Genomic DNA, 20,792 nt, shown 5'->3' on the forward strand with positions numbered 1-20,792 from the left:
AAATAATATATTTAAATTATATTAGATAATTATATAAAATTAAAGACTGCTGACACTTTGTCAGCAGTCTGAAAAAAAATTATAGGATGACCTATAATTTTTTTTGTTTAATATAAGTTTTTTTATTTTATTTATAAATATAAGTTATAAAATGTTATGTTTTTATAACTTTTTTGTAGAATAATAATGAAAATAATGGTATAATAAAACAAAAAATATGATAAATAGGAGGAGTTATTAATGGCTTTGTATAATTTAATTGAAAAGAAAAGAAGAGAGAAAAAAAGAAAATTAGTTAAAACTGCAACAGTTTCAACAATAGTTGGTGGAGCATTAGGAGTTTTATCAGGAGTATTATTGGCTCCTAAGTCAGGAAAAGAAACTAGAAATGATATAAAAGAAAAAGTAGATGAAGTTAAATCAATTACTGTAGAGCAAACAAAGAATTTAAAAAGTAATGTAGAAGAAGCTAAATCAAAAATAAAAGATTATTTAAAAGATAAAAAAGATGGTCTTAAAAAAGAAGAATTAGTAGAAGTTGTTGAAGATATAGAAGAAAGTGAAGAGTTATAGTAGGTAGAAAATGTATATTAGTTTAGATTTATTTTGTAAATTTATAATTTTTTCCTTGTTAATATTTGCATTAGTATATGGTGTTATTGTATTATTTAAGATAAATAAATTAATTAATTGTATTTTAAAACTAATAGAAAACAATAAAAATAATATTAATAATACATGTAGGGATTTACCTATCATAACGAAAAATATGAGTGAAATAACTGAAAATATTAAAGATATAAGTGAAGTGGCAACTGAATTTACAGCTGATGCTATTGTAACTAAAGAAAATATAGTTAATAATTATGAAATTTTAAAAGATATTTTAAATATAATTAAATCTATATTTCTAAAATAATTAATATATAAATTAAAATTAAAGGGCCTTATTAAGAGAGGCTCTTTTTATTTTTTAGGAAATTATATCTAGGGACAAGTTGCGGATAATTTTATTAGAGTATTAAAATTCGTAGTGTAAGAATTAGAGCTTTTATAATTTCCTTCCTTCAGTTTACAAAGAGATAAACATTGTATGAGGTTGACTTGGAGCGTATGCGACGGAGAAAGGAATATAATGTTTATCTCTTATTTTATATAGAGCAAATTAAATATATTTTTTACATTACGATAAGTTTATTATATAATATAAAATGAAAAGGATTTATAAAAGGGTGGATGTTATGGTAGAAATAGTTATATTATTAAAAGCATTATGTAAAGATACAGAATTGAGAGTAAGAGTTTTAGATGAAAATAACAATAAAATATTTGATAATTTACCCAACACAGAATCAAATATTACAAGAAAAATATGTATAAATGGAAGAAAATTGAAGATAACTTTAGAGCAAGATAATATTAAATTAATTCCAATGATTGAATATACATTAAATAAACTTATAGATAAAGAAAACGTTATCCAAGAGCTAATAGAAGGAAGAAAACAATGGGATTCTTTAGAGGATAATAACATAAAATATTCAACTAAATTATTACTTATAGAAGTTAATAATAAAAATGAGGCTTTTGAGATAGTGGAAAATACTTATGATAGAAATGAAGTTTATGTAGGAGAAATATACGATAGGATAATAGTTTTAGGAGATTTAGAAGATGAATTAGATCATGCTTTATCTTTAAAAGGAACTATAGATGAGGTATTAGGAGTAAAATCTAAAGTAAGTATATCAAAATTAGATAAAAGTTTTGAAGGATTTATTAAAGGATATAGAGGAGCTGTACAAGCTTTAGAAATTGGTAATAAATTCAAGATAAAGCCAGAAGTATATAATATAAATGAAATGTTTTTAGAAAAGGCAATATTTAATTTATCAAAGGAATATACTGATGATTTAATTAAAGAGTATAAGAATATATTTAATAAATTTAATTATGAGCTTATTCAAACATTAGAAGAGGTTTTAAAGTGTGATTTATCTCTTACCAAAGCAGCAAAGAATCTATATATACATAGAAATACTTTAATGTATAGAATAGAAAAAATAAAGAAAGAAACTGGATTTGATATACGTAATTTTAAGGAGGCAACATTTATATATATATTATATATGAATAGCAAAGCAAACGTATAAGATTACGAAGCAATCTTTAAATTGAGAATGTAGAATTAAGAATGTAAAATTGAGGATGTTTTGCATAGCAAAACTTAAATTATATTGGTGCAAGGCACCTTTTAATCAAAAATCCGAAGGATTTTTTTCCTTAATTCTTCATTCTTAATTTTTAATTTTTCATTATAAAATGTTCACATTTTTATATAAGGGGGTTAATTATGCCAATAAAAATTCCAAAAGAGTTACCAGCCTTTACGGTATTATCTAAAGAAAATATATTTGTAATGAATATAGAAAGAGCTAAAACCCAAGATATAAGACCTTTAAAAATAGCAATTTTAAATTTGATGCCAATGAAAATTCAGGCAGAAAACCAGCTTTTAAGGTATTTATCTAATACTCCAATACAAGTAGAGATTACTTTATTACAGACCAAAACATATACATCACAAAACACTCCTATAGAGCATTTAGAGAAATTTTATAATTACTTTGATGAAGTAAGGGATAAAAAGTTTGATGGATTAATTATAACTGGGGCACCTGTTGAAACTATGGATTATGAGGATGTAGATTATTGGGATGAATTAAAGGAAATTATGGAGTGGAGTAAAAATAATGTTTTTTCTACACTTCATATATGTTGGGGAGCTCAAGCAGCACTATATTACCATTACAATATAGTAAAAAAGATTTTAAAAAATAAGATTTTCGGAGTATTTGAACATAGGATAAATAAAGAAAAGGAAGATTTAACAAGAGGTCTTGATGATATATTTTATGCTCCTCATTCAAGGCATACAACAATATCTAAAGAGGATATCGAAAGAGTTAAAGAATTAGATATACTGTCTGAATCAGAAGAAGCAGGAGTATTTATAATTATAACTAAGGATAAAAGACAAATATTTATAACAGGTCACTTAGAGTATGATAGAGATACTTTAAAAAATGAATATTTAAGAGATTTAAATAAGGGGTTAAAAATAGATATCCCTAAAAATTATTTTCCAAAAGATAATATAAAAAATGAACCTTTAGTTAAGTGGAGGGGGAGTGCAAATATAGTATTTGGTAACTGGCTAAATTATTGTATTTATCAAAATACTCCATTTATGATTGAAAATATAAAATAATATTTAGTTATATATAGAATTACTTTTTATTTATATTGAAATTTTTCTTAATAAGTTATATTATTATATAAAATCATTATTAAAAAATAACTTTTATTGAAATATGGAGGTAGTAATGAAAAAATATTTTAATTTATCAACTTGTTATTTAATTTTAGGATTAATTATGGGAGTGTTCTATAGAGAGTTTACAAAACTTAATGGATTTGAAGGACAAACAGTTTTATCAGTTGTTCATACACATGCATTAACTTTAGGATTTATATTTTTTATTTTAGTTTTACTTTTAGAAAAAAACTTCAATATATCAAAAAATAAAGGCTTTAATGGATGGTTTATACTTTATAATGTTTCATTAGTATACGTATTAGCTACGTTAACTGCTAGAGGTATTTTACAAGTATTAGGTACTGATTTTGCTGGGTTAAGTCATATAGCAGGACTTGGACATGCTATTCTAGGCGTAGCATTAATTTGGTTTGTAATTATAGTAAATAAATCTTTAAAAAATTAATAAAAATTAACGTACATCTATAGGTATATGATTATTTGGAGTATATAACTAAATAATTCATAATTATATAGATGTACTTTTTTATTTTTTAGGAAATTATAAAATATTACCCTATAAATAAGTTTTTATAATTTCCTTCCTTCAGTTTTCAAAGAGATAAACATTGTATGACAGCGACTTGGAGCACATGGGACGGAGCAAGGAATATAATGTTTATCTATTTTTTTTATATTACTTTGAAATATTTAATAGGATAGTATATAGTTATATTATAAATCTTGTAAGATTAGGTGTGATAAGATGAAAGAATTAGTAAAAATTCAATTAGATAAAATGGATTTATTTAAAGGGGTAAGTGAAGAAGCTAAAAAGGAATTATCTGATTTTGGCGAGAGTAGATGCTTTATGAAGGGTAGCCATATATTTAGAGATAAAGAAAAAGTTAATAAAATTCATATTATATATAGTGGAAAAGTTGCGTTATATAAATTAAACGAATCAGCTCAAAAGAAAATAATTTTTATTTTAAATGAAAGTTCTATTATTAATGCAGTAGTTTTAGATGATTTAGCATCTTCTATAAACTGTGAGGTTTTTGAAAAAGCTGAAATATTATCTTTTGATAAAGTTAAGTTTGAAGAAGTAATGAAAAGTGATTTTGAATTAACTAAGATAGTTATATCTTCTTTAACTAAAAAAGTTAGACGATTATATAGGCAATTAAAAAACTCTACACCAATAAAAGTTGAAAAAAGAGTTGCTGCAAAACTTTGGAAGCTTTCTAAAGATTATGGAATTAAAGTTGAGAACGGGACTTTAATAGATTTAAATGTGAGCATAACTTATCTAGCAGATATGTTTGGAACTCCAAGAGAAACAATATCAAGAGCGTTGAAAATTTTACAAAAAAATGATTTGATAATTATGGAAAAGAAAAAAATAGTAGTTAGAGATAGAGATAAACTTTCACAATTTTTTAGGGGATGTTCTTAAAAAAAATTTGTGGAATATTTAACTATTTAAAAGTTTAAAAAAGTGTTAACAATTATTTAATTTTATTATATATATAGAAAAAAGTAAAAATCGTGATGAATATCACGGTTTTTATTTTTATAAAGAACTATAATTTATACATAAGATTGTTATAATAATAACAAATTAGGGAGATGAAATATTAAAGTTTTTAATAAAGAGTTTAATGCTGATTTTCAAAAAAGAAAAAATAAAGGCTAAGAGGTGTTAAAGATGGGATATAAACTTAAAGTAGAAGATTTCAATAAAGGATTAAGTGAATTAAGTAAAAAATATAAAATATATGCTCCAAAGATTTTTGAAGGACAAGGAAGATTTTCAGATACTGATATAGTAAGATATGGAGAAATATCTAAAGTTGAAGAAATAGAATTTGATAAGAAATCAGCTTTTTCATATAAAGAGGTTCTTCTTCCAATAACACAAACTTTATTTTTCTTTACAGAAAAGGAAGTAAAAGAACCAGATGTAGATGAAAAATCAATACTTGTATTTTTAAGAAGTTGTGATATTCATTCATTAAGAAGAATTGATGATATATATTTAAGAAACGGATTTGAAGATCCATATTATAAAAAATTAAGAGAAAAAGCGAAGTTTGTTCTTATAGGATGCGAGAAAAGCTTTGATAATTGTTTCTGTGTAAGCATGGGAAGTAATAAAACAGAAGAATATAATGCTTATGTAAAACAAGATGGTAATGATATTTATTTAGATATTAAAGATGAGGAATTTGTTGATATATTTGAAAAATTAAATAATGAAAAGTTAGATGTAAAACCAGATTTTGTTGAAGATAACAAAGTAAAAGTTAATATTCCAGATAATTTAGAGTTAAAAGTTATGAAATCTACTATGTGGAATGAGTATAGAGAAAGATGTATAGCATGTGGAAGATGTAATTTTGTTTGTCCGACGTGTACTTGCTTTACAATGCAAGATATATTCTATAAAGATAATGGAAAAGTAGGAGAAAGAAGAAGAGTTTGGGCATCTTGTCATGTTGATGGATATACAGATATGGCTGGAGGACATAGCTTCAGACAAGATAAAGGACAAAGAATGAGATTTAAAGTTCTTCATAAAGTACATGATTACAAAAAGAGATGGGGATACCATATGTGTGTTGGATGTGGTAGATGTGATGATATATGTCCAGAATATATTTCATTCTCAAATTGTGTAAATAAATTAGGAAAAGCTATGGATGAGGTGAATTCAAATGAATAAAAATGAATATATACCATTTATATCAGAAATATTAGAAGTTATAGAGCATACAGAAATAGAGTACACTTTTAGAATGGAGTTTAAAGGTGATGTAAAGCCAGGACAATTCTTTGAAGTATCATTACCTAAGTATGGAGAAGCTCCAATATCAGTAAGTGGAATTGGAGAAAACTATGTAGATTTAACTATAAGAAAAGTTGGTAAAGTAACTGATGAGATATTTAAAAACTATGTAGGTGATAAGCTATTCTTAAGAGGACCTTATGGAAATGGCTTTGATATAGAAAATTACAAAAATAAAGAAGTTATAGTAGTAGCAGGAGGAACTGGGCTTTCACCAGTTAAGGGAATAGTAGATTATTTCTCAAGCAATAAAGAAGACTGTAAGTCATTTACTTTAATATCAGGATTTAAATCTCCAAAGGATATTCTTTTTAAAGAGGATATAAAAACTTGGGAAAAGAATATGAACCTTATTTTAACTGTAGATGGAGCAGAAGAAGGATACAAAGGTAATGTTGGACTTGTTACAAAATATGTTCCAGAACTTGATATAAAAGATAAAGAAAATGTACAAGTAATTGTTGTAGGACCACCTATGATGATGAAATTTACAGTATTAGAATTCTTAAAACTTGGAATTAAAGAAGAAAACATATGGATTTCACAAGAAAGAAAAATGTGCTGTGGAATAGGTAAATGCGGACATTGTAAAATAGATGATACTTATATTTGTTTAGATGGACCGGTATTCAATTATGTAAAAGGAAAAGAATTAATAGATTAGGAGGAATACACTATGGATATAAATACTAAAAAGCTGAAAAAAAATGCCTTTAGAGTAACTAAAAATAGGGGAGTAACAGCTTCTAGAGTGAGAGTTCCAGGTGGATTCTTAAAGGCTGAATATTTAGGATTAATTCAAGAAATAGCAGACAAGTATGGTGATGGAACTGTACATTTAACAACAAGACAAGGATTCGAAATTCCAGGAATAGATATGGAAGATATTGCAGAAGTTAATTTATTACTTCAACCAATAATAGAAGGATTAGAAATAAATCAAGAAGTTCCAGGAAAGGGATATACAGCAGCAGGAACAAGAAATGTATCTGCATGTATAGGAAATAAAGTTTGTCCTTTTGCTAACTATCAAACAACTAATTTTGCAAAGAAAATTGAAAAAGCAATTTTCCCAAATGATCTTCATTTTAAAATAGCATTAACAGGTTGTCCAAATGACTGTATAAAGGCAAGAATGCATGACTTTGGTATTATAGGAATGACTGAACCACAATTTGATAAGGATAAATGTGTTTCATGTGGAGCTTGTGTTAAGGCTTGCAAAAAGAAATCTACAGCAGCTCTTCATCCAGAAAACTATAGACCAGTAAGAGATCATAGTAAATGTATAGGTTGTGGAGAATGTGTAATTAATTGTCCAACTGGTGCATGGACTAGAAGTAAAGAAAAATATTATAGATTAGCTATAATGGGTAGAACGGGAAAGAAAAATCCAAGACTTGCAGAAGATTTCATAGTTTGGGTTGATGAAGAAAGCATAATTAAAATAATTTTAAATACCTATAAATATGTAGAACAGTATATAGACAGAGATGCTCCAGGTGGAAAAGAGCATATTGGATATATAGTGGATAGAACAGGATTTATGGAATTTAAAAAGTGGGCTCTTGAAGGTGTAAACTTATCTGATAAGGCTATACTTAAAGATAACATCTACTGGAGTGGAATAAGATACTAATTATAAGTAAACACTTATAATTAAAATAAATATTACCTATTTGACAAAGTTTAGAATATATAGGTAAAATATAGTAGAAGAATTGATGAGTAGTTTAATAAAATTTTATAATAGAAATTAGATTATTTAAGTAATTTGCATTAAGGGGCTGTTTTCAGTCCCTTATTTGTTTTTATGATATAATTAAATAGTAATAATATAAATGAAAAAAATTATTAATAGCAGTATAATAAGGGTAAGATAACTTAAAGATATATGTAAAGTTTAGGAGTAATAATATGATTCAGCTTTTAGGTATAAAAAAACACACTAGTGTAGAAATAAGAGAAAAACTAACGTTATCTCCAAAAAAAAGAAAAGAATATACAAAAGAATTACTTAAATATTTTGATGAAATAATTATTTTAAGTACATGCAATAGAACAGAAATTTATTATAATGGATCTTTAAAGGGTGAGGAAAGCTTATTAAAGATTTTTGCAGTTTTAAATTGGGATATTAATCTTAAGGAGAACTGTTTTTACTTAGAAGAAGAAGATACTGTAAAGCACTTAATGGAAGTAGTCTGTGGATTCCATTCTAAAATATTAGGTGAAGATCAAATTTTAGGTCAAATAAAAGAAGCATATTCAGTAGCTATGGAGTTAAAGTCTATAAATAGTTACCTACAAAGATTATTTCAAGAGGCTATTACTTGTGGGAAAAAGTTTAGAACAGAAGGAAAATTATATGAAATTCCAGTATCATCAGCATCTATTGCAGTAGATAAAGCAATGAAAAATAATGCAAAGAATATTATGGTTATAGGATATGGAGAAGTAGGAAGTTTAGTAGTTAAATATGTACTCTCAAATAATATAGAAAAATTAGTTTTAGTAGTTAGAAATATAGAAAAAGTTAAAGATATAACAGATAAAAGAGTGATTATTACAACCTATGATGAGGGAAAGAAATCGATAAATGAAATGGATTGTGTAATATCCTGTACATCGGCTCCACATTTAATTATAGAAAAGAAACATATTAATGAATATGGAAAAGATATTATAATTTTTGACTTAGCGATGCCAAGAGATATAGATGAGAAAATAAAAGAATTTAAAAGAGTAAGACTTTATGATATTGATGAAATAAGTTCAATGGATGATGAAAATAAAAATTTAAGAAAAGAAAGAATGTTAAATTATAAATTCATTATTGAAAATTATATAAGAGACTTTTTTGAATGGAAGAATATTAGGGAAGTTTCTAAAGTAATAAGAGATATAAAGAGTAATAGTAATAAAGTAATAGAGGAAAGAGAAAAGACGCTTCAAAATAAATGTCACAATGAAAAAGACTTAGAAATTGCAAGAATGCTTATAAAAAGCACTTCTGATTATTATGTCAATAGAGCTATTGAGGTATTAAAAGAAGAGCAATTAAAGGGGCAAGGAGAAGAATGTGTAAAAATACTAGAAAAGATATTTCTAAAGAAGATATAGATTATACTTATCTTTCATTAATTTCTAAAAAACTTAATGTTGGAATAATAGGTGGAGGGAAAGTTGGATATATTAAATGTAAAAATTTCTTATCTAAAAAATGTAATGTAGAAGTATTATCTTTAAATTTTATCGATGAATTTAAAAGTTTGAGTAATGTTAAACTTATACATAATTCTTACTATAAAGAGTTTATAATGAATAAGCACTTGATAGTAATAGCTACTAATGATAAAAGTATAAATAATATAATTAAAAATGATTGTGAAGAGTTTTATAAAATATACATATTTGCAGAGGATTATCTAGAAAGTATGGCAATTGCTCCAGTACAAAGAAATTTAAAAAATATAAGTTTTGCGGTGAATACTAATCATGGAAATCCAAAGGGATCCCTTTTATTATCAGAAAAAATTATTGATACATTAAAGGATTATGATGAATTTATTGGATATTCTTCAACAATAAGAAATGAGGCAAAAATAATAAAAGAACATAAAAAAGATATAATTAATTTTGTTTGTAGTGAAGATTTTAAATATTTTTATGATAAGAAAAAAGATGAGATTATTATTGAAATGTTTTTTGGAAAAGAAATATTGAATAAACTATATAAAAAGTTGTAGGAGAAGTTTTATGGAGATTATTATAGCAACTAGAAAAAGTAAATTAGCTCAAGTGCAAACAGAAAGAGTGATGGAGCTTATTAAAGAAACAAATAATATAAATTCAAAAAAATTACTAGTAGTTACAGAAGGTGATAAAAGATTAGATGTAACTTTAGATAAAATAGGTGGCAAGGGATTATTTGTAAAGGAAATAGAATATGCACTATTAAATGGAGAAGCACATGCAGCTGTACATAGTATGAAGGATGTTCCATTTGAATTACCAGAAGGTTTTGAACTTATAGCCATTCCAGAAAGAGAAGATATTAGAGATGTTTTTGTTTCTAGAAATAATATTCATTTTGAAGAATTAAAAGAAGGAGCTATAATAGGAACAAGTAGTATAAGAAGAGCAGCGATGCTTAAAGAAATAAGAAAAGATATAAAAATTGTTCCTATAAGAGGAAATGTTCAAACAAGACTAGAAAAAATGAAAAATGAAAATATGGATGGTATAATTTTAGCAGCAGCAGGATTAAAAAGATTAAATATGGAAAATATCATTACTGATTATTTTGATCCTAAAGAATTCTTACCGGCTATAGGGCAAGGAGCATTAGGAATAGAAGCATTAATTAATGGAGAATATAACTCATATTTAAGAAAATTAGATAACAAAGATGTTAGAATATCTGTAGAAGCTGAAAGAAGCTTTATGAGAAAATTAAATGGTGGATGCCATAGTGTAATTGGTGTTTACTCAGAAGTTAAAAATAATGATTTATATATGATAGGTACTTTTGATGTTGGTGGAGGAAGAATAGTAAAGAAAGATATATTAGGAAATATAGAAGAAAATATTGAACTTGGAATTAAATTAGCTAATAAGATAATGAAAGGATAGTAAGATGAGTAAGGTTTATATTATTGGTACAGGGCCAGGAGATGAGGATTTATTAACAATAAAAGCAGTAGATGCGCTACAAAAATGTACAGCAGTTTTATATGACAGATTAGTTTCAAATAATATATTAAATTACTTAGATGAAAAATGCATAGTATATTATTGCGGTAAGGAGCCAGGATCTCATTACAAAACCCAAGAAGAAATAAATGAATCTTTAGTTAAATTAGCTAAAGAAGGCCATATAGTAGGAAGAATTAAAGGTGGAGATCCTTATGTTTTTGGAAGAGGTGGAGAAGAAGTTTTAGCACTTATAGATGAAAATATAGATTTTGAAGTTATTCCAGGTATTACATCTCCTATATCAGTTTTAAATTATGCTGGAATTCCTATTACTCAAAGAGGAATGGCTCAAAGCTTTCATATAATTACAGGAATGACAGCAGGCGTTTTAAATATTAATTGGGAAGCAGTTGCTAAAGAAAAAGGAACATTAGTATTTATGATGGGGCTTAATAACTTAGGCGAAATTATTAGAAATCTAGTAAGTAATGGAAAAGATGAGGATACTAAAGTTGCTGTTATAATGAGAGGAACATCTTCAAAGCAAAAGAAAGTTGTTGGAACAATAAAGGACATTGAAGAAAAAGTAGAAAAGGCAAAATTAAAATCTCCATGTATTATAGTAATGGGAGACGTTGTTTCATTAAATGATAAATTAAATTGGTATGAAAATAAACCTCTATTTGGATCAAATATTTGTGTAACAAGATCTAGAGAACAATCATCTAATTTAAAGAAAAAATTAAGGGATTTAGGTGCAGAAGTAACTGAAATAAACTCTATAAAAATTAAATCTACTAATGAAAATTTAAATGAAGTAAAAGATAAACTTGGAGAGTATGATCATATATTATTAACTTCAGTAAATGGAGTAGACTTATTTTTTGATTATATAATAGATAATAAGATAGATATAAGAAGTATAAAAGCAAAATTCTCAGTAGTAGGAAAAGCAACTAGGAAAGCTCTTGAAAAGAGAGGAATTCAAGCTTTTATTATGGCAAGAGAATTTGTAGGAGAAGGTTTATTTAATGCTTTAAAACCTTATTTAAAGAAAGGTGAAAAAGTATTATTACCTTGTTCATCAGGAAGTAGAAACTATTTAAAAGATGAAATTGAAAGCCTTGGGTTAATTGTAGATAGAGTTCATACTTATGACACTATTTGTGGAGAAGTTAAAAATAAAAGAGTATTTGATGAAGTAGATTTTATTCTATATACAAGTCCAAGTACTGTAAATAATATGATATCCTTATTTGGAGTAGATAAAATTAAGGGAAAGCAAAATATTGCAATAGGACCTCAAACATTTAAAGCGTTAAAAGAAAATAATGTAGAAAGTCATATGTGTAAAAAACATTCAGAAGATGGTTTCTTAGCTGAAATAGTAGAAATATATAAATTACATAAAGAAAGTAAAGGTGAATAATATGATTAAAAGGGGAAGAAGATTAAGAGCAAATTCAGCAATTAGAGATTTAGTAAGAGAAAATACATTAAGTTCTAAGGATTTTATTTTCCCAATTTTCGTTGTAGAAGGAGAGAATATAAAGGAAGAAATATCATCAATGAAAGGAAATTATCATTGGTCTTTAGATAGACTTCCTGAAATAATAAAAGAAGTTGAAGAGAATAATATTAGAGGAATTATTTTATTTGGAATTCCAAATGAAAAAGATGATTGTGCTTCAGAAAGCTATAAAGATGATGGAATTGTACAAAAGGCAATTAGAAAAATAAGAGAAGTTTCTAAGGATTTATATATAATTGCAGATGTTTGTATGTGCCAATATACTAGCCATGGTCATTGTGGAATATTAAGTGGTAATGAGGTAGATAATGATAAGTCTCTTGAAGTACTTGGAAAAATATCATTATCCTATGCAAAGGCAGGAGCACATATGGTAGCACCTTCTGACATGATGGATGGGAGAATTGGACATATAAGAGCTGTTTTAGATGAAAATGGATTTGAAAATGTAGCTATAATGAGTTATGCAGCTAAATATTCATCAGCTTTCTATGGACCATTTAGAGAAGCAGCTCATTCAGCACCACAGTTTGGAGACAGAAAAACTTATCAAATGGATCCAGCAAATTCAGATGAAGCATTAAAGGAAATAAAATGGGATATAAATGAAGGTGCAGATATAATTATGGTAAAACCAGCAATGTCTTATTTAGACATAATAAGTAAGGCTAAAGAGATAGTAGATGTTCCAATTTGTGCTTACAATGTAAGTGGTGAATTTGCAATGGTTAAGTCCGCAGCAGAAGCGGGACTAATAAATGAAAAAGCAGTTGCATTAGAAATGTTACTTTCCATGAAAAGAGCAGGTGCAGATATTATAATAACTTATTATGCTTTAGATGCAGTGAAATGGTTAAAGGAGAACTAAGCTATGAGAAATGAAGTAATATTCCATGAATCTAAAAAATATATGCCTGGTGGAGTAAATTCACCAGTTCGTTCTTATAAAAATACTGGTATGACACCTCCAATTATAAAAAGTGGAAAAGGAGCCATAATAGTAGATGAAGAGGGAAAAGCGTATGTGGATTTTGTTTTAGCTTGGGGTCCTATGCTTTTAGGACACTCTGATAAAGATGTAGTAAAAGCTATTAAAGAAACGTCAGAAAGTGCAATAGCTTTTGGAGCACCTACTGAATTAGAACTTATGATGGCAAAATTCCTATGTAAAAACTTAGAAAATATTGAAATGGTAAGAATGGTTAATTCAGGAACTGAAGCAACTATGAGTGCAATAAAGCTTGCAAGAGGATATACTAAGAAAAGTAAAATTGTAAAATTTGCAGGTTGTTATCATGGTCATTTTGATGGATTTTTAATAGAAGCTGGTTCAGGTGTTCTAACAAATGGAATACCAGGATCTTTAGGAGTTCCTGAAGAAAGTATAAAAAATACTTTAATAGCAAATTATAATGATAAAGAAAGTATTAAAGAAATATTTAATACATATGGTGATGATATAGCTGGAGTAATCATTGAGCCAGTTGCAGGAAATATGGGAGTTATTAAAGCAGAAGATGAATTTATGAATTTATTAAGAGAACTTTGTGATGAGTATAAAGCTTTATTAATTTTCGATGAGGTTATGAGTGGATTTAGAGTGTCTTTTGAAGGTGCTCAAAAATTATTTAAAGTTAAGCCAGATTTAATTACATATGCAAAAATAATGGGGGGAGGACTACCTTGTGGTGCATATGGTGGAAAAAGAGAAATAATGGAATGGTTATCTCCAGTAGGGGGAGTGTATCAAGCTGGAACTATGTCAGGAAATCCAATAGTTATGGCAGCTGGATTAGCTACTTTAAATAAAATAAAAAATAATAAAGAAGAATATTACAATAAGATTGAAGAACTAGGTAAATTATTAGAAGATGGAATGAAAGAAATAGCGAAAGAAAAATCTATTCCATTAACTATAAATAGATGTGGTGGAATGATGACCATTTTCTTTACAGAGTTAGAAAATGTTAAAAAATATGAAGATGTAAAAACTTGTGATGAAGAAATATTTAAGAAATATTTTAAACACATGATTAGTAGGGGAATTAATATACCACCATCTCAATATGAAGCTTTATTTTTAAGTGTTGCTCATACAGAAGAGGATATAAATAAATTTTTAGAAGCCTTTAAAGAATTTAATATTTAAAGGAGATGACTTTATGTCAAGTAAGGCAGTTATAATAGTTTCTTTTGGAACAGCTAATTTAGATGGGCTAAATTTCCTTGAGAAGTTTGAAGAGGAAGTAAGAAGTTCATTAAGTGAAAAGTATTACGTGTGTAAGGCTTTTACATCTAGTGCAATAGCAAATGTTTTATTAAATAAATATGGTAAAATAGTTCCAAGATTAGAAGAAGTATTGTTTAGTTTAGGAAATGAAGGATATAAAGAAGTATATATAAGGCCTTTACATATAATAGAAGGTAGTGAATTTTTATCAGTAAAAAATGTTATAAAAGAATATAATTATTCATTTTCTAAAATAAATTTAGGAAAACCTATCATGGGAAAGGATGAAAAAACTTTAATAGAAGGATGCAACCTAATAGCTAATTCTATAGAAAAGAATTTAGAAAAAAATAAGAGTATAGTTTTAGTAGGTCATGGTTCTAAAACTATAGATACTGAAAGTTATGATAGGCTAAAAGATACCTTTAATAAAAAAGGATTTAAAAGTGTATATATGGGAACATTGGAAGGAAAGATAAGAAAAGAAGATATATTAAAAAAGCTTTTAAAGGATAATATCAAAGAAGTTTTAATATCCCCAGTTCTTATGCTACCTGGAAATCATATAAAAAAAGATATATTAGGAGATAAAAATTCTTGGAAAGCCTTATTTGAAGAAAATAATATAAAAGTAAATTATACTTCAAAATCTCTTATAGAATATGATGAAATTAGAAAATTTTATATAGATAAAATTAAATCTTAATAAGAATAAAGTTTAATTTGCAAAAACTTAAGTTTCATTGTAAAATGTGATAGGTAAAAATAGAATAAACATAATAATTATTTTTAAAAAATTGACTATATAGTGGGGTGTATCATGTACAGTAAAGAAATTCATAATTTAGCCCATTCAGCAGAGGTTAAAAGTAATTTATTAAAGAGAAGTAAGGCTAGATATTTAGTTAGTGCTGCTTTGGGAAGTTTATTTGTAAGTTTAGGAGTTATGCTTATTTATACTATAGGTGGCATAATGCATCATAATGGAGTAGAAACTTACAAAATTTTAATGGGAGCATCTTTTGGTGTGGCTCTTAGCTTAGTTTTAATGGCTGGGGGAGACTTATTTACAAGTAATGCTATGATTATGACTATGGGAGCATTAGAAAAAACAGTTACCTGGATAGATGCAATTAAGATTTGGTTTGCAAGTTGGATTGGAAACATTTTGGGTGGAGTTCTTGGAGCAGTATTATTTGTTCAAGCAGGCTTAACAAGTGGTAAAAGCGATTATATTGGAGAATTTATAGTAAGCAATGCTTATACTAAAATTAACGCACCAGCAGGACAATTAATAATTAAAGGTATATTATGTAACATATTAGTTTGTTTAGCAGTATGGATGTGCTATAAGTTGAAAGAAGAAACAGCAAAAATATTAATGATATTCTGGTGTTTATTCACTTTTATAACAGCAGGATTCGAACATAGTGTAGCTAATATGGGATTCTTAGCTATGGGATATTTAATTGATCCATCAACAATAACTTTAGGTGGATATACATATAACGTAATATTAGTATCAATAGGAAACTTTATTGGAGGAGCTTTATTCTTAGCTTTACCATATTACTATATTACAAGTGGAAATAGAGAAAAGTAAAATATAATATTAGAAAAGTCCAGCAAAATCGATTTGCTGGACTTTATTTTTAAGAATTTTGTTAGAAATAGTATAGGTTATTTTAAAGTTTATATCTTATTATAAAAGTATAGATGGTATAATTTACATATGTTAGTAAATATAAAGGAGATAATTAATATTATGGGAAAATATAATGTTTTAGTAGTTGATGATGAAAAAGAAATAACAGATGCAATTGAAATATATTTAAAGAATGAAGATTTAAATATTATTAAAGCTTATGATGGAATAGAAGCATTAAATATAATTAAAGAACAAGAAATACATTTAGTTATTATGGATTTAATGATGCCTAAAATGGATGGAATGAGGGCTACTATAAATATAAGAGAAGAAAAAAATATACCAATAATCATTTTATCAGCTAAATCTCAGGATACAGATAAGATTTTAGGGTTAAATATTGGTGCAGATGATTATATAACCAAACCTTTTAATCCTTTAGAACTTATAGCTAGAGTTAAATCTCAATTAAGGAGATATGTTGATTTTGGGAATTTTGGAAAAGAAGATAATAATGATATTTTATCTTATGGAATTATAAAATTAGATAAAAGTAAAAAATTGTTAGAGGTAGATGGAAAAGAAATAAAAATAACTAAAACAGAGTATGGAATATTAGAACTACTTTTAAGTAATCCAGGAAGGGTATTTTCTTCAAAGGAAATATATGAAAGGGTATGGGAAGAACCTTGTTTCAATACAGATACAGTAATGGTACATGTAAGAAGGATAAGAGAAAAAATAGAAGTAGATCCTAAAAAGCCAAGATATATAAAAGTGGTATGGGGAGTAGGTTATAAGTTTGAAAAGTAAGATAGAAAGATTGAAATATTTAAGTTTTATAGTTTTAGCTATTATAACTATACTATTAATTTTTCTGTTTCCTAATTATAAAATTTTAATATTAATAATTGGAAGCTTAGTAATATCTAATATATTTATGTTTATGAAATTATTAAAAAATAATAATATGAGTTTTTTTATTTGGAGTGGAATTGAAAAATGGATAGATAATTTTACTAAAGAAGAAAAGGAAAGTCTTTTTATTAAAAGAGAAATATTTAATAAAGAAGAAATTAAAATACCTATAAATAGTCAGTATTTAAAGTTAGTAGATAAAATAAATTATATATCTTTGAATGTAAAAAAATCTGCTATAAATATCAAGAAAAATGAAAAAGTTAATATGGAGCTTATAAACAATTTAACAGATAAATTAAATAAACCATTAGAAGATATTCTCATAAATATAGATAAGATAAAATCAGAAGAGGATGATAATGAAGCAGTAAATATTTTAAAGACTAAATCTAATAATTTAAAAAAGTTAGTTGAAGAATTATTTGAAGCATCAAAGACTGCTACAGGAGATATGAAAGTAGAATTAGATGATATTGAAATAGTAGAATTTCTAAAACAAGCTATAGTGGAAGTAGAAGATAAAATATTTGATAAAAATCTAATTATTAGAAGTATTTTTCCAAAGGAAGAAGTATTTTTATCCTGTAGTGGAGAAATGTTATGGAGAGTATTTGAAATTCTTTTTGAAAATATTATAAAACACTCACTAGAAAATAGTAGGGTTTATTTGGAAGTAAAAAAAGAAGATAATAAGCTATATATAATTTTAAAGAATACTTCTAAAAAAGAATTAAATATAGAACCTAAAGATTTAGTACATATAATAAATAATAATAAAAGTGAAGATGTTTCAGGTCTTGGTTTAGAAATAGCAAAGAATTTAGTTTTATTACAAAATGGAGATTTTAAAATTGATATTGATGGAGATTTATTTAAAGTTATCATTAGTTTTAATATAAATAATAAAGCTAAAACTTCCTTAGATAAGGTGGTGAAGTAATGCTATTGGATAAAGTTTTACTTAAAAATAAGATACGATGGCTTAAGGATTATGAAGTTAAAAATTTAATATTAATAAATGAAAAAGTATTATTAGAAACAATTATAGGTAAAACATTAATTTTAATAAATTACTTTGTAGTAAGAAAATTAGTAAATACAACAGGAGGAGAATTCTTACCAAACTATAATACAGAAGGACCTAAATATATAGTTTTATTAACTTGGATAGTTTTTTCTATAATAGTGGCTATTTCATTAATTCAAATAGTTTTAAAATGTAGAATATATAATAAAAGTAACATGGAAGAATATGAAAAAAAGTTCTATAAAATTAAAGTGTTCGATAGATTTATTAATCTTGTTATGTATGTTATTTTCTATATGATTTTTTATCAAATTCTTTTTCAATTAACAATGAGTGGAATAGATATAAAGATTACTATATTAGTTTGGGTAATTATATTAAATTTAATAATTGCTACGTATCTTTATACTAGCCTTTTGAAGAATAAATTAATAATAAGAACTTTAAATTTAGTTTTAGATAAAACCATTAAGTATTTAGAAGAAAATAATATTAATAAGATAATAGAGCTTTTAGAGAATAATAAAAATAATTATGTAGTATTCAATGGACTTGAATTTAATATATTAAAGAAGGCTATATACGAAATTATTTCTATGTCAAAGGATATAGAAGATAAGGAAGCTATATCTAATATAAATAAAATTGATTTAATAACTAATATATCACATGATTTAAGAACACCTTTAACTTCAGTGCTTAATTATGTAGATTTTTTAAGTCAAGAAGACGTAGATAGTGAATGTAAAAAAGAATATTTAGATATTTTAGAAAGAAAAACTAATAGAATAAGTGTATTATTAAAGGATTTAAAAGACTCTATTATTGCAAATTCTAATACAATTAATTTAGACATAAAGGAAATAGATATAAAAGAAGTATTAAATCAAGCTTTACTTGAAGGAAATGAAAGATTAATAGAGAAAAAATTAAATATAAATATAAAACTTTATGTTAATTCTAAGGAAGTTGCTATTAAAGATAAAAGAAAGCTTATAATTACTGGAGATTATAATAAAATTCTTAGAATATATCAAAATCTAATATCTAATATTATAAAATACTCTTTAAGTCCATCAGATGTATTTATAGTAATTGAATATGATGAAAATAAAGTGAATAAAAGAAGCAATATTACCTTTATTAATAATATAAAAGAAAAAATAAATATAGATGCAGAAAGGTTATTAGAAAGGTTTATAAGAGGAGATATATCAAGAAGTACTGAGGGGTCAGGTCTTGGATTAGACATTGCAAAAGGTTTAACTGAATCACAAGGTGGAGAATTTAATATTGAAATAAAAGAAGAGAAGTTTATTGTAAGTGTAATTTTATAATTAAAATAAATTCTATCTTATAAATATTAAAGTGAGGTAATTTTTAAATAACCTCACTTTAATATTTTTTATATAAAATTACTAATAATAGTTTTAAACTTCAAATATCCAGCCTTCTGGTGCTTCAACATCACCAAATTGAATTCCACAAAGAATTCTGTAAAGTTCTTTTATAACAGGTCCAACTTCTTTTTCACTATGGAAAACATGAAGTTCATTTTTATATTCTATTCCTCCAATAGGAGTAATAACAGCTGCTGTGCCACAAGCACCAGCTTCTTTAAATTCATCTAAATTATCTACAAAAACATCTCTTTCATATACTGGCATATTTAAATAATCTCTAGCAATATCCATTAGGGAGTATTTGGTTATACTTGGAAGAATTGATGGTGATTTTGGTGTAACAAATTCATTGTTTTTAGTTATACCAAAGAAATTAGCAGCACCAACTTCTTCTATTTTAGTATGAGTTGCAGGATCAAGATAAATACAATCTGCAAATCCTTTTTTAGCAGCAATTAAATGAGGGTGTAATGAAGCTGCATAGTTTCCACCTACTTTTTGAGCTCCTGTTCCTTGTGGAGCAGCTCTATCATAATCTGCAATCATAAAGTTGCATGGTGCTAGGCCTTCTTTAAAATATGGACCTACAGGAACAGCAAATACACAGAATATGTATTCAGGGGCAGGTTTTACTCCTATATTATCACCAACTCCTATCATAAAAGGTCTTAAATATAATGTAGCACCAGTACCATATGGTGGAACATAATGTTCATTAGCTCTAACAACTTGCATACAAGCATCTATAAATTTTTCTTCTGGTATTTCTGGCATAAGTAATTTTTGAGTGCTTTCATTCATTCTTTTAGCATTTCTATCAACCCTAAATAATTGAATTTTACCATCTTTTCTTCTGTAAGCTTTTAATCCTTCAAAGCATTGTTGACCATAATGTAGAGCTGTAGAAGCTTCACTTATAGTTAACATATTATCTTCAGTAAGTTTACCTTCGTCCCATTTTCCATCTCTCCAAACTGATACATATCTATAATCAGTTTTAATATAACTAAAACCAAGGTTATTCCAATCAATATTAACATTTTTATCCATAAATACTTACCTCCCACATGGTTTTTATATTATTTTAACACTTGTTAATTAATTAATAAACTTTTTATGTGAAAAATATATAAATTTATTTAATATTGAAGTTTTTTCTAAAAA

21 protein-coding genes are annotated in these 20,792 nt (G+C 26.1%); 20 read left to right on the forward strand and 1 reads right to left on the reverse strand.

Annotated features, from left to right (window positions below; all coding sequences use genetic code 11):
* Positions 1-240: 240 nt before the first annotated feature.
* From H9660_RS06995 to H9660_RS07090, 20 genes are all read left to right on the forward strand, one after another.
* Positions 241-573, forward strand: a complete 333-nt coding sequence (locus H9660_RS06995) for a YtxH domain-containing protein (protein WP_191749654.1) — start codon at positions 241-243, stop codon at positions 571-573.
* 10 nt (positions 574-583) lie between these two features.
* A complete protein-coding gene (locus H9660_RS16195; RefSeq protein WP_207729435.1) occupies positions 584-919 on the forward strand; it encodes a hypothetical protein in 336 nt (111 codons plus the stop codon).
* Positions 920-1,241: 322 nt separating this feature from the next.
* The gene (locus tag H9660_RS07005; protein ID WP_191749656.1) at positions 1,242-2,153 is read left to right on the forward strand and encodes a PucR family transcriptional regulator; all 912 of its coding nucleotides are present in this window, start codon (positions 1,242-1,244) and stop codon (positions 2,151-2,153) included.
* A gap of 200 nt (positions 2,154-2,353) precedes the next feature.
* A complete protein-coding gene (gene metA / locus H9660_RS07010; protein ID WP_191749657.1) occupies positions 2,354-3,271 on the forward strand; it encodes a homoserine O-acetyltransferase MetA in 918 nt (305 codons plus the stop codon).
* A gap of 115 nt (positions 3,272-3,386) precedes the next feature.
* The gene (locus H9660_RS07015) at positions 3,387-3,785 is read left to right on the forward strand and encodes a DUF2871 domain-containing protein (RefSeq protein ID WP_191749658.1); all 399 of its coding nucleotides are present in this window, start codon (positions 3,387-3,389) and stop codon (positions 3,783-3,785) included.
* Between the two features lie 300 nt (positions 3,786-4,085).
* Complete coding sequence (locus tag H9660_RS07020) at positions 4,086-4,778, forward strand: Crp/Fnr family transcriptional regulator (protein WP_191749659.1); 693 nt, start codon at positions 4,086-4,088, stop codon at positions 4,776-4,778.
* Between the two features lie 252 nt (positions 4,779-5,030).
* Complete coding sequence (asrA, locus tag H9660_RS07025) at positions 5,031-6,047, forward strand: anaerobic sulfite reductase subunit AsrA (RefSeq protein WP_191749660.1); 1,017 nt, start codon at positions 5,031-5,033, stop codon at positions 6,045-6,047.
* Positions 6,040-6,834, forward strand: a complete 795-nt coding sequence (gene asrB, locus H9660_RS07030) for an anaerobic sulfite reductase subunit AsrB (protein ID WP_191749661.1) — start codon at positions 6,040-6,042, stop codon at positions 6,832-6,834. The genes asrA and asrB overlap by 8 nt, the downstream gene beginning before the upstream one ends.
* Before the next feature lie 12 nt (positions 6,835-6,846).
* On the forward strand, positions 6,847-7,809 hold the full coding sequence (gene asrC, locus H9660_RS07035; RefSeq protein WP_191749662.1) for a sulfite reductase subunit C: 963 nt from the start codon (positions 6,847-6,849) through the stop codon (positions 7,807-7,809).
* 278 nt (positions 7,810-8,087) lie between these two features.
* Positions 8,088-9,293, forward strand: coding sequence for a glutamyl-tRNA reductase (gene hemA, locus H9660_RS07040; RefSeq protein ID WP_191749663.1), 1,206 nt, complete (start codon positions 8,088-8,090; stop codon positions 9,291-9,293).
* Positions 9,251-9,919: an NAD(P)-dependent oxidoreductase gene (locus H9660_RS07045; protein WP_191749664.1), complete on the forward strand. Its 669-nt coding sequence runs from the start codon at positions 9,251-9,253 to the stop codon at positions 9,917-9,919. The genes hemA and H9660_RS07045 overlap by 43 nt, the downstream gene beginning before the upstream one ends.
* Before the next feature lie 10 nt (positions 9,920-9,929).
* Positions 9,930-10,805, forward strand: coding sequence for a hydroxymethylbilane synthase (gene hemC, locus H9660_RS07050; protein ID WP_191749665.1), 876 nt, complete (start codon positions 9,930-9,932; stop codon positions 10,803-10,805).
* A 4-nt stretch (positions 10,806-10,809) separates the two neighbouring features.
* A complete protein-coding gene (gene cobA, locus H9660_RS07055) occupies positions 10,810-12,297 on the forward strand; it encodes a uroporphyrinogen-III C-methyltransferase (RefSeq protein ID WP_191749666.1) in 1,488 nt (495 codons plus the stop codon).
* Position 12,298: 1 nt separating this feature from the next.
* Entirely contained in the window at positions 12,299-13,267 is a 969-nt protein-coding gene (hemB, locus tag H9660_RS07060; RefSeq protein WP_191749667.1) for a porphobilinogen synthase, read from the forward strand.
* Positions 13,268-13,270: 3 nt separating this feature from the next.
* Positions 13,271-14,548: a glutamate-1-semialdehyde 2,1-aminomutase gene (hemL, locus tag H9660_RS07065; RefSeq protein WP_191749668.1), complete on the forward strand. Its 1,278-nt coding sequence runs from the start codon at positions 13,271-13,273 to the stop codon at positions 14,546-14,548.
* Between the two features lie 13 nt (positions 14,549-14,561).
* Positions 14,562-15,335 carry a sirohydrochlorin cobaltochelatase gene (locus tag H9660_RS07070; protein ID WP_191749669.1) on the forward strand — a complete coding sequence of 258 codons (774 nt, stop codon included), beginning with the start codon at positions 14,562-14,564 and terminating at the stop codon, positions 15,333-15,335.
* 114 nt (positions 15,336-15,449) lie between these two features.
* Positions 15,450-16,232 (forward strand): formate/nitrite transporter family protein, encoded by a 783-nt coding sequence (locus H9660_RS07075; RefSeq protein ID WP_191749670.1) that lies wholly within the window; start codon positions 15,450-15,452, stop codon positions 16,230-16,232.
* A 162-nt stretch (positions 16,233-16,394) separates the two neighbouring features.
* Positions 16,395-17,090 (forward strand): response regulator transcription factor, encoded by a 696-nt coding sequence (locus H9660_RS07080; protein ID WP_191749671.1) that lies wholly within the window; start codon positions 16,395-16,397, stop codon positions 17,088-17,090.
* Positions 17,080-18,138, forward strand: a complete 1,059-nt coding sequence (locus tag H9660_RS07085; protein ID WP_191749672.1) for a sensor histidine kinase — start codon at positions 17,080-17,082, stop codon at positions 18,136-18,138. The genes H9660_RS07080 and H9660_RS07085 overlap by 11 nt, the downstream gene beginning before the upstream one ends.
* Entirely contained in the window at positions 18,138-19,562 is a 1,425-nt protein-coding gene (locus tag H9660_RS07090; RefSeq protein WP_191749673.1) for a sensor histidine kinase, read from the forward strand. Before H9660_RS07085 ends, H9660_RS07090 begins: the two co-directional genes overlap by 1 nt.
* Before the next feature lie 93 nt (positions 19,563-19,655).
* Here the strand turns inward: H9660_RS07090 and H9660_RS07095 are convergent, their stop codons facing one another.
* The gene (locus H9660_RS07095) at positions 19,656-20,678 is read right to left on the reverse strand and encodes a branched-chain amino acid aminotransferase (protein ID WP_191749674.1); all 1,023 of its coding nucleotides are present in this window, start codon (positions 20,676-20,678) and stop codon (positions 19,656-19,658) included.
* Positions 20,679-20,792 lie beyond the last annotated feature (114 nt).

Origin of the sequence: Clostridium gallinarum, assembly GCF_014836325.1 — a bacterium.
GTDB lineage: Bacteria > Bacillota > Clostridia > Clostridiales > Clostridiaceae > Clostridium > Clostridium gallinarum.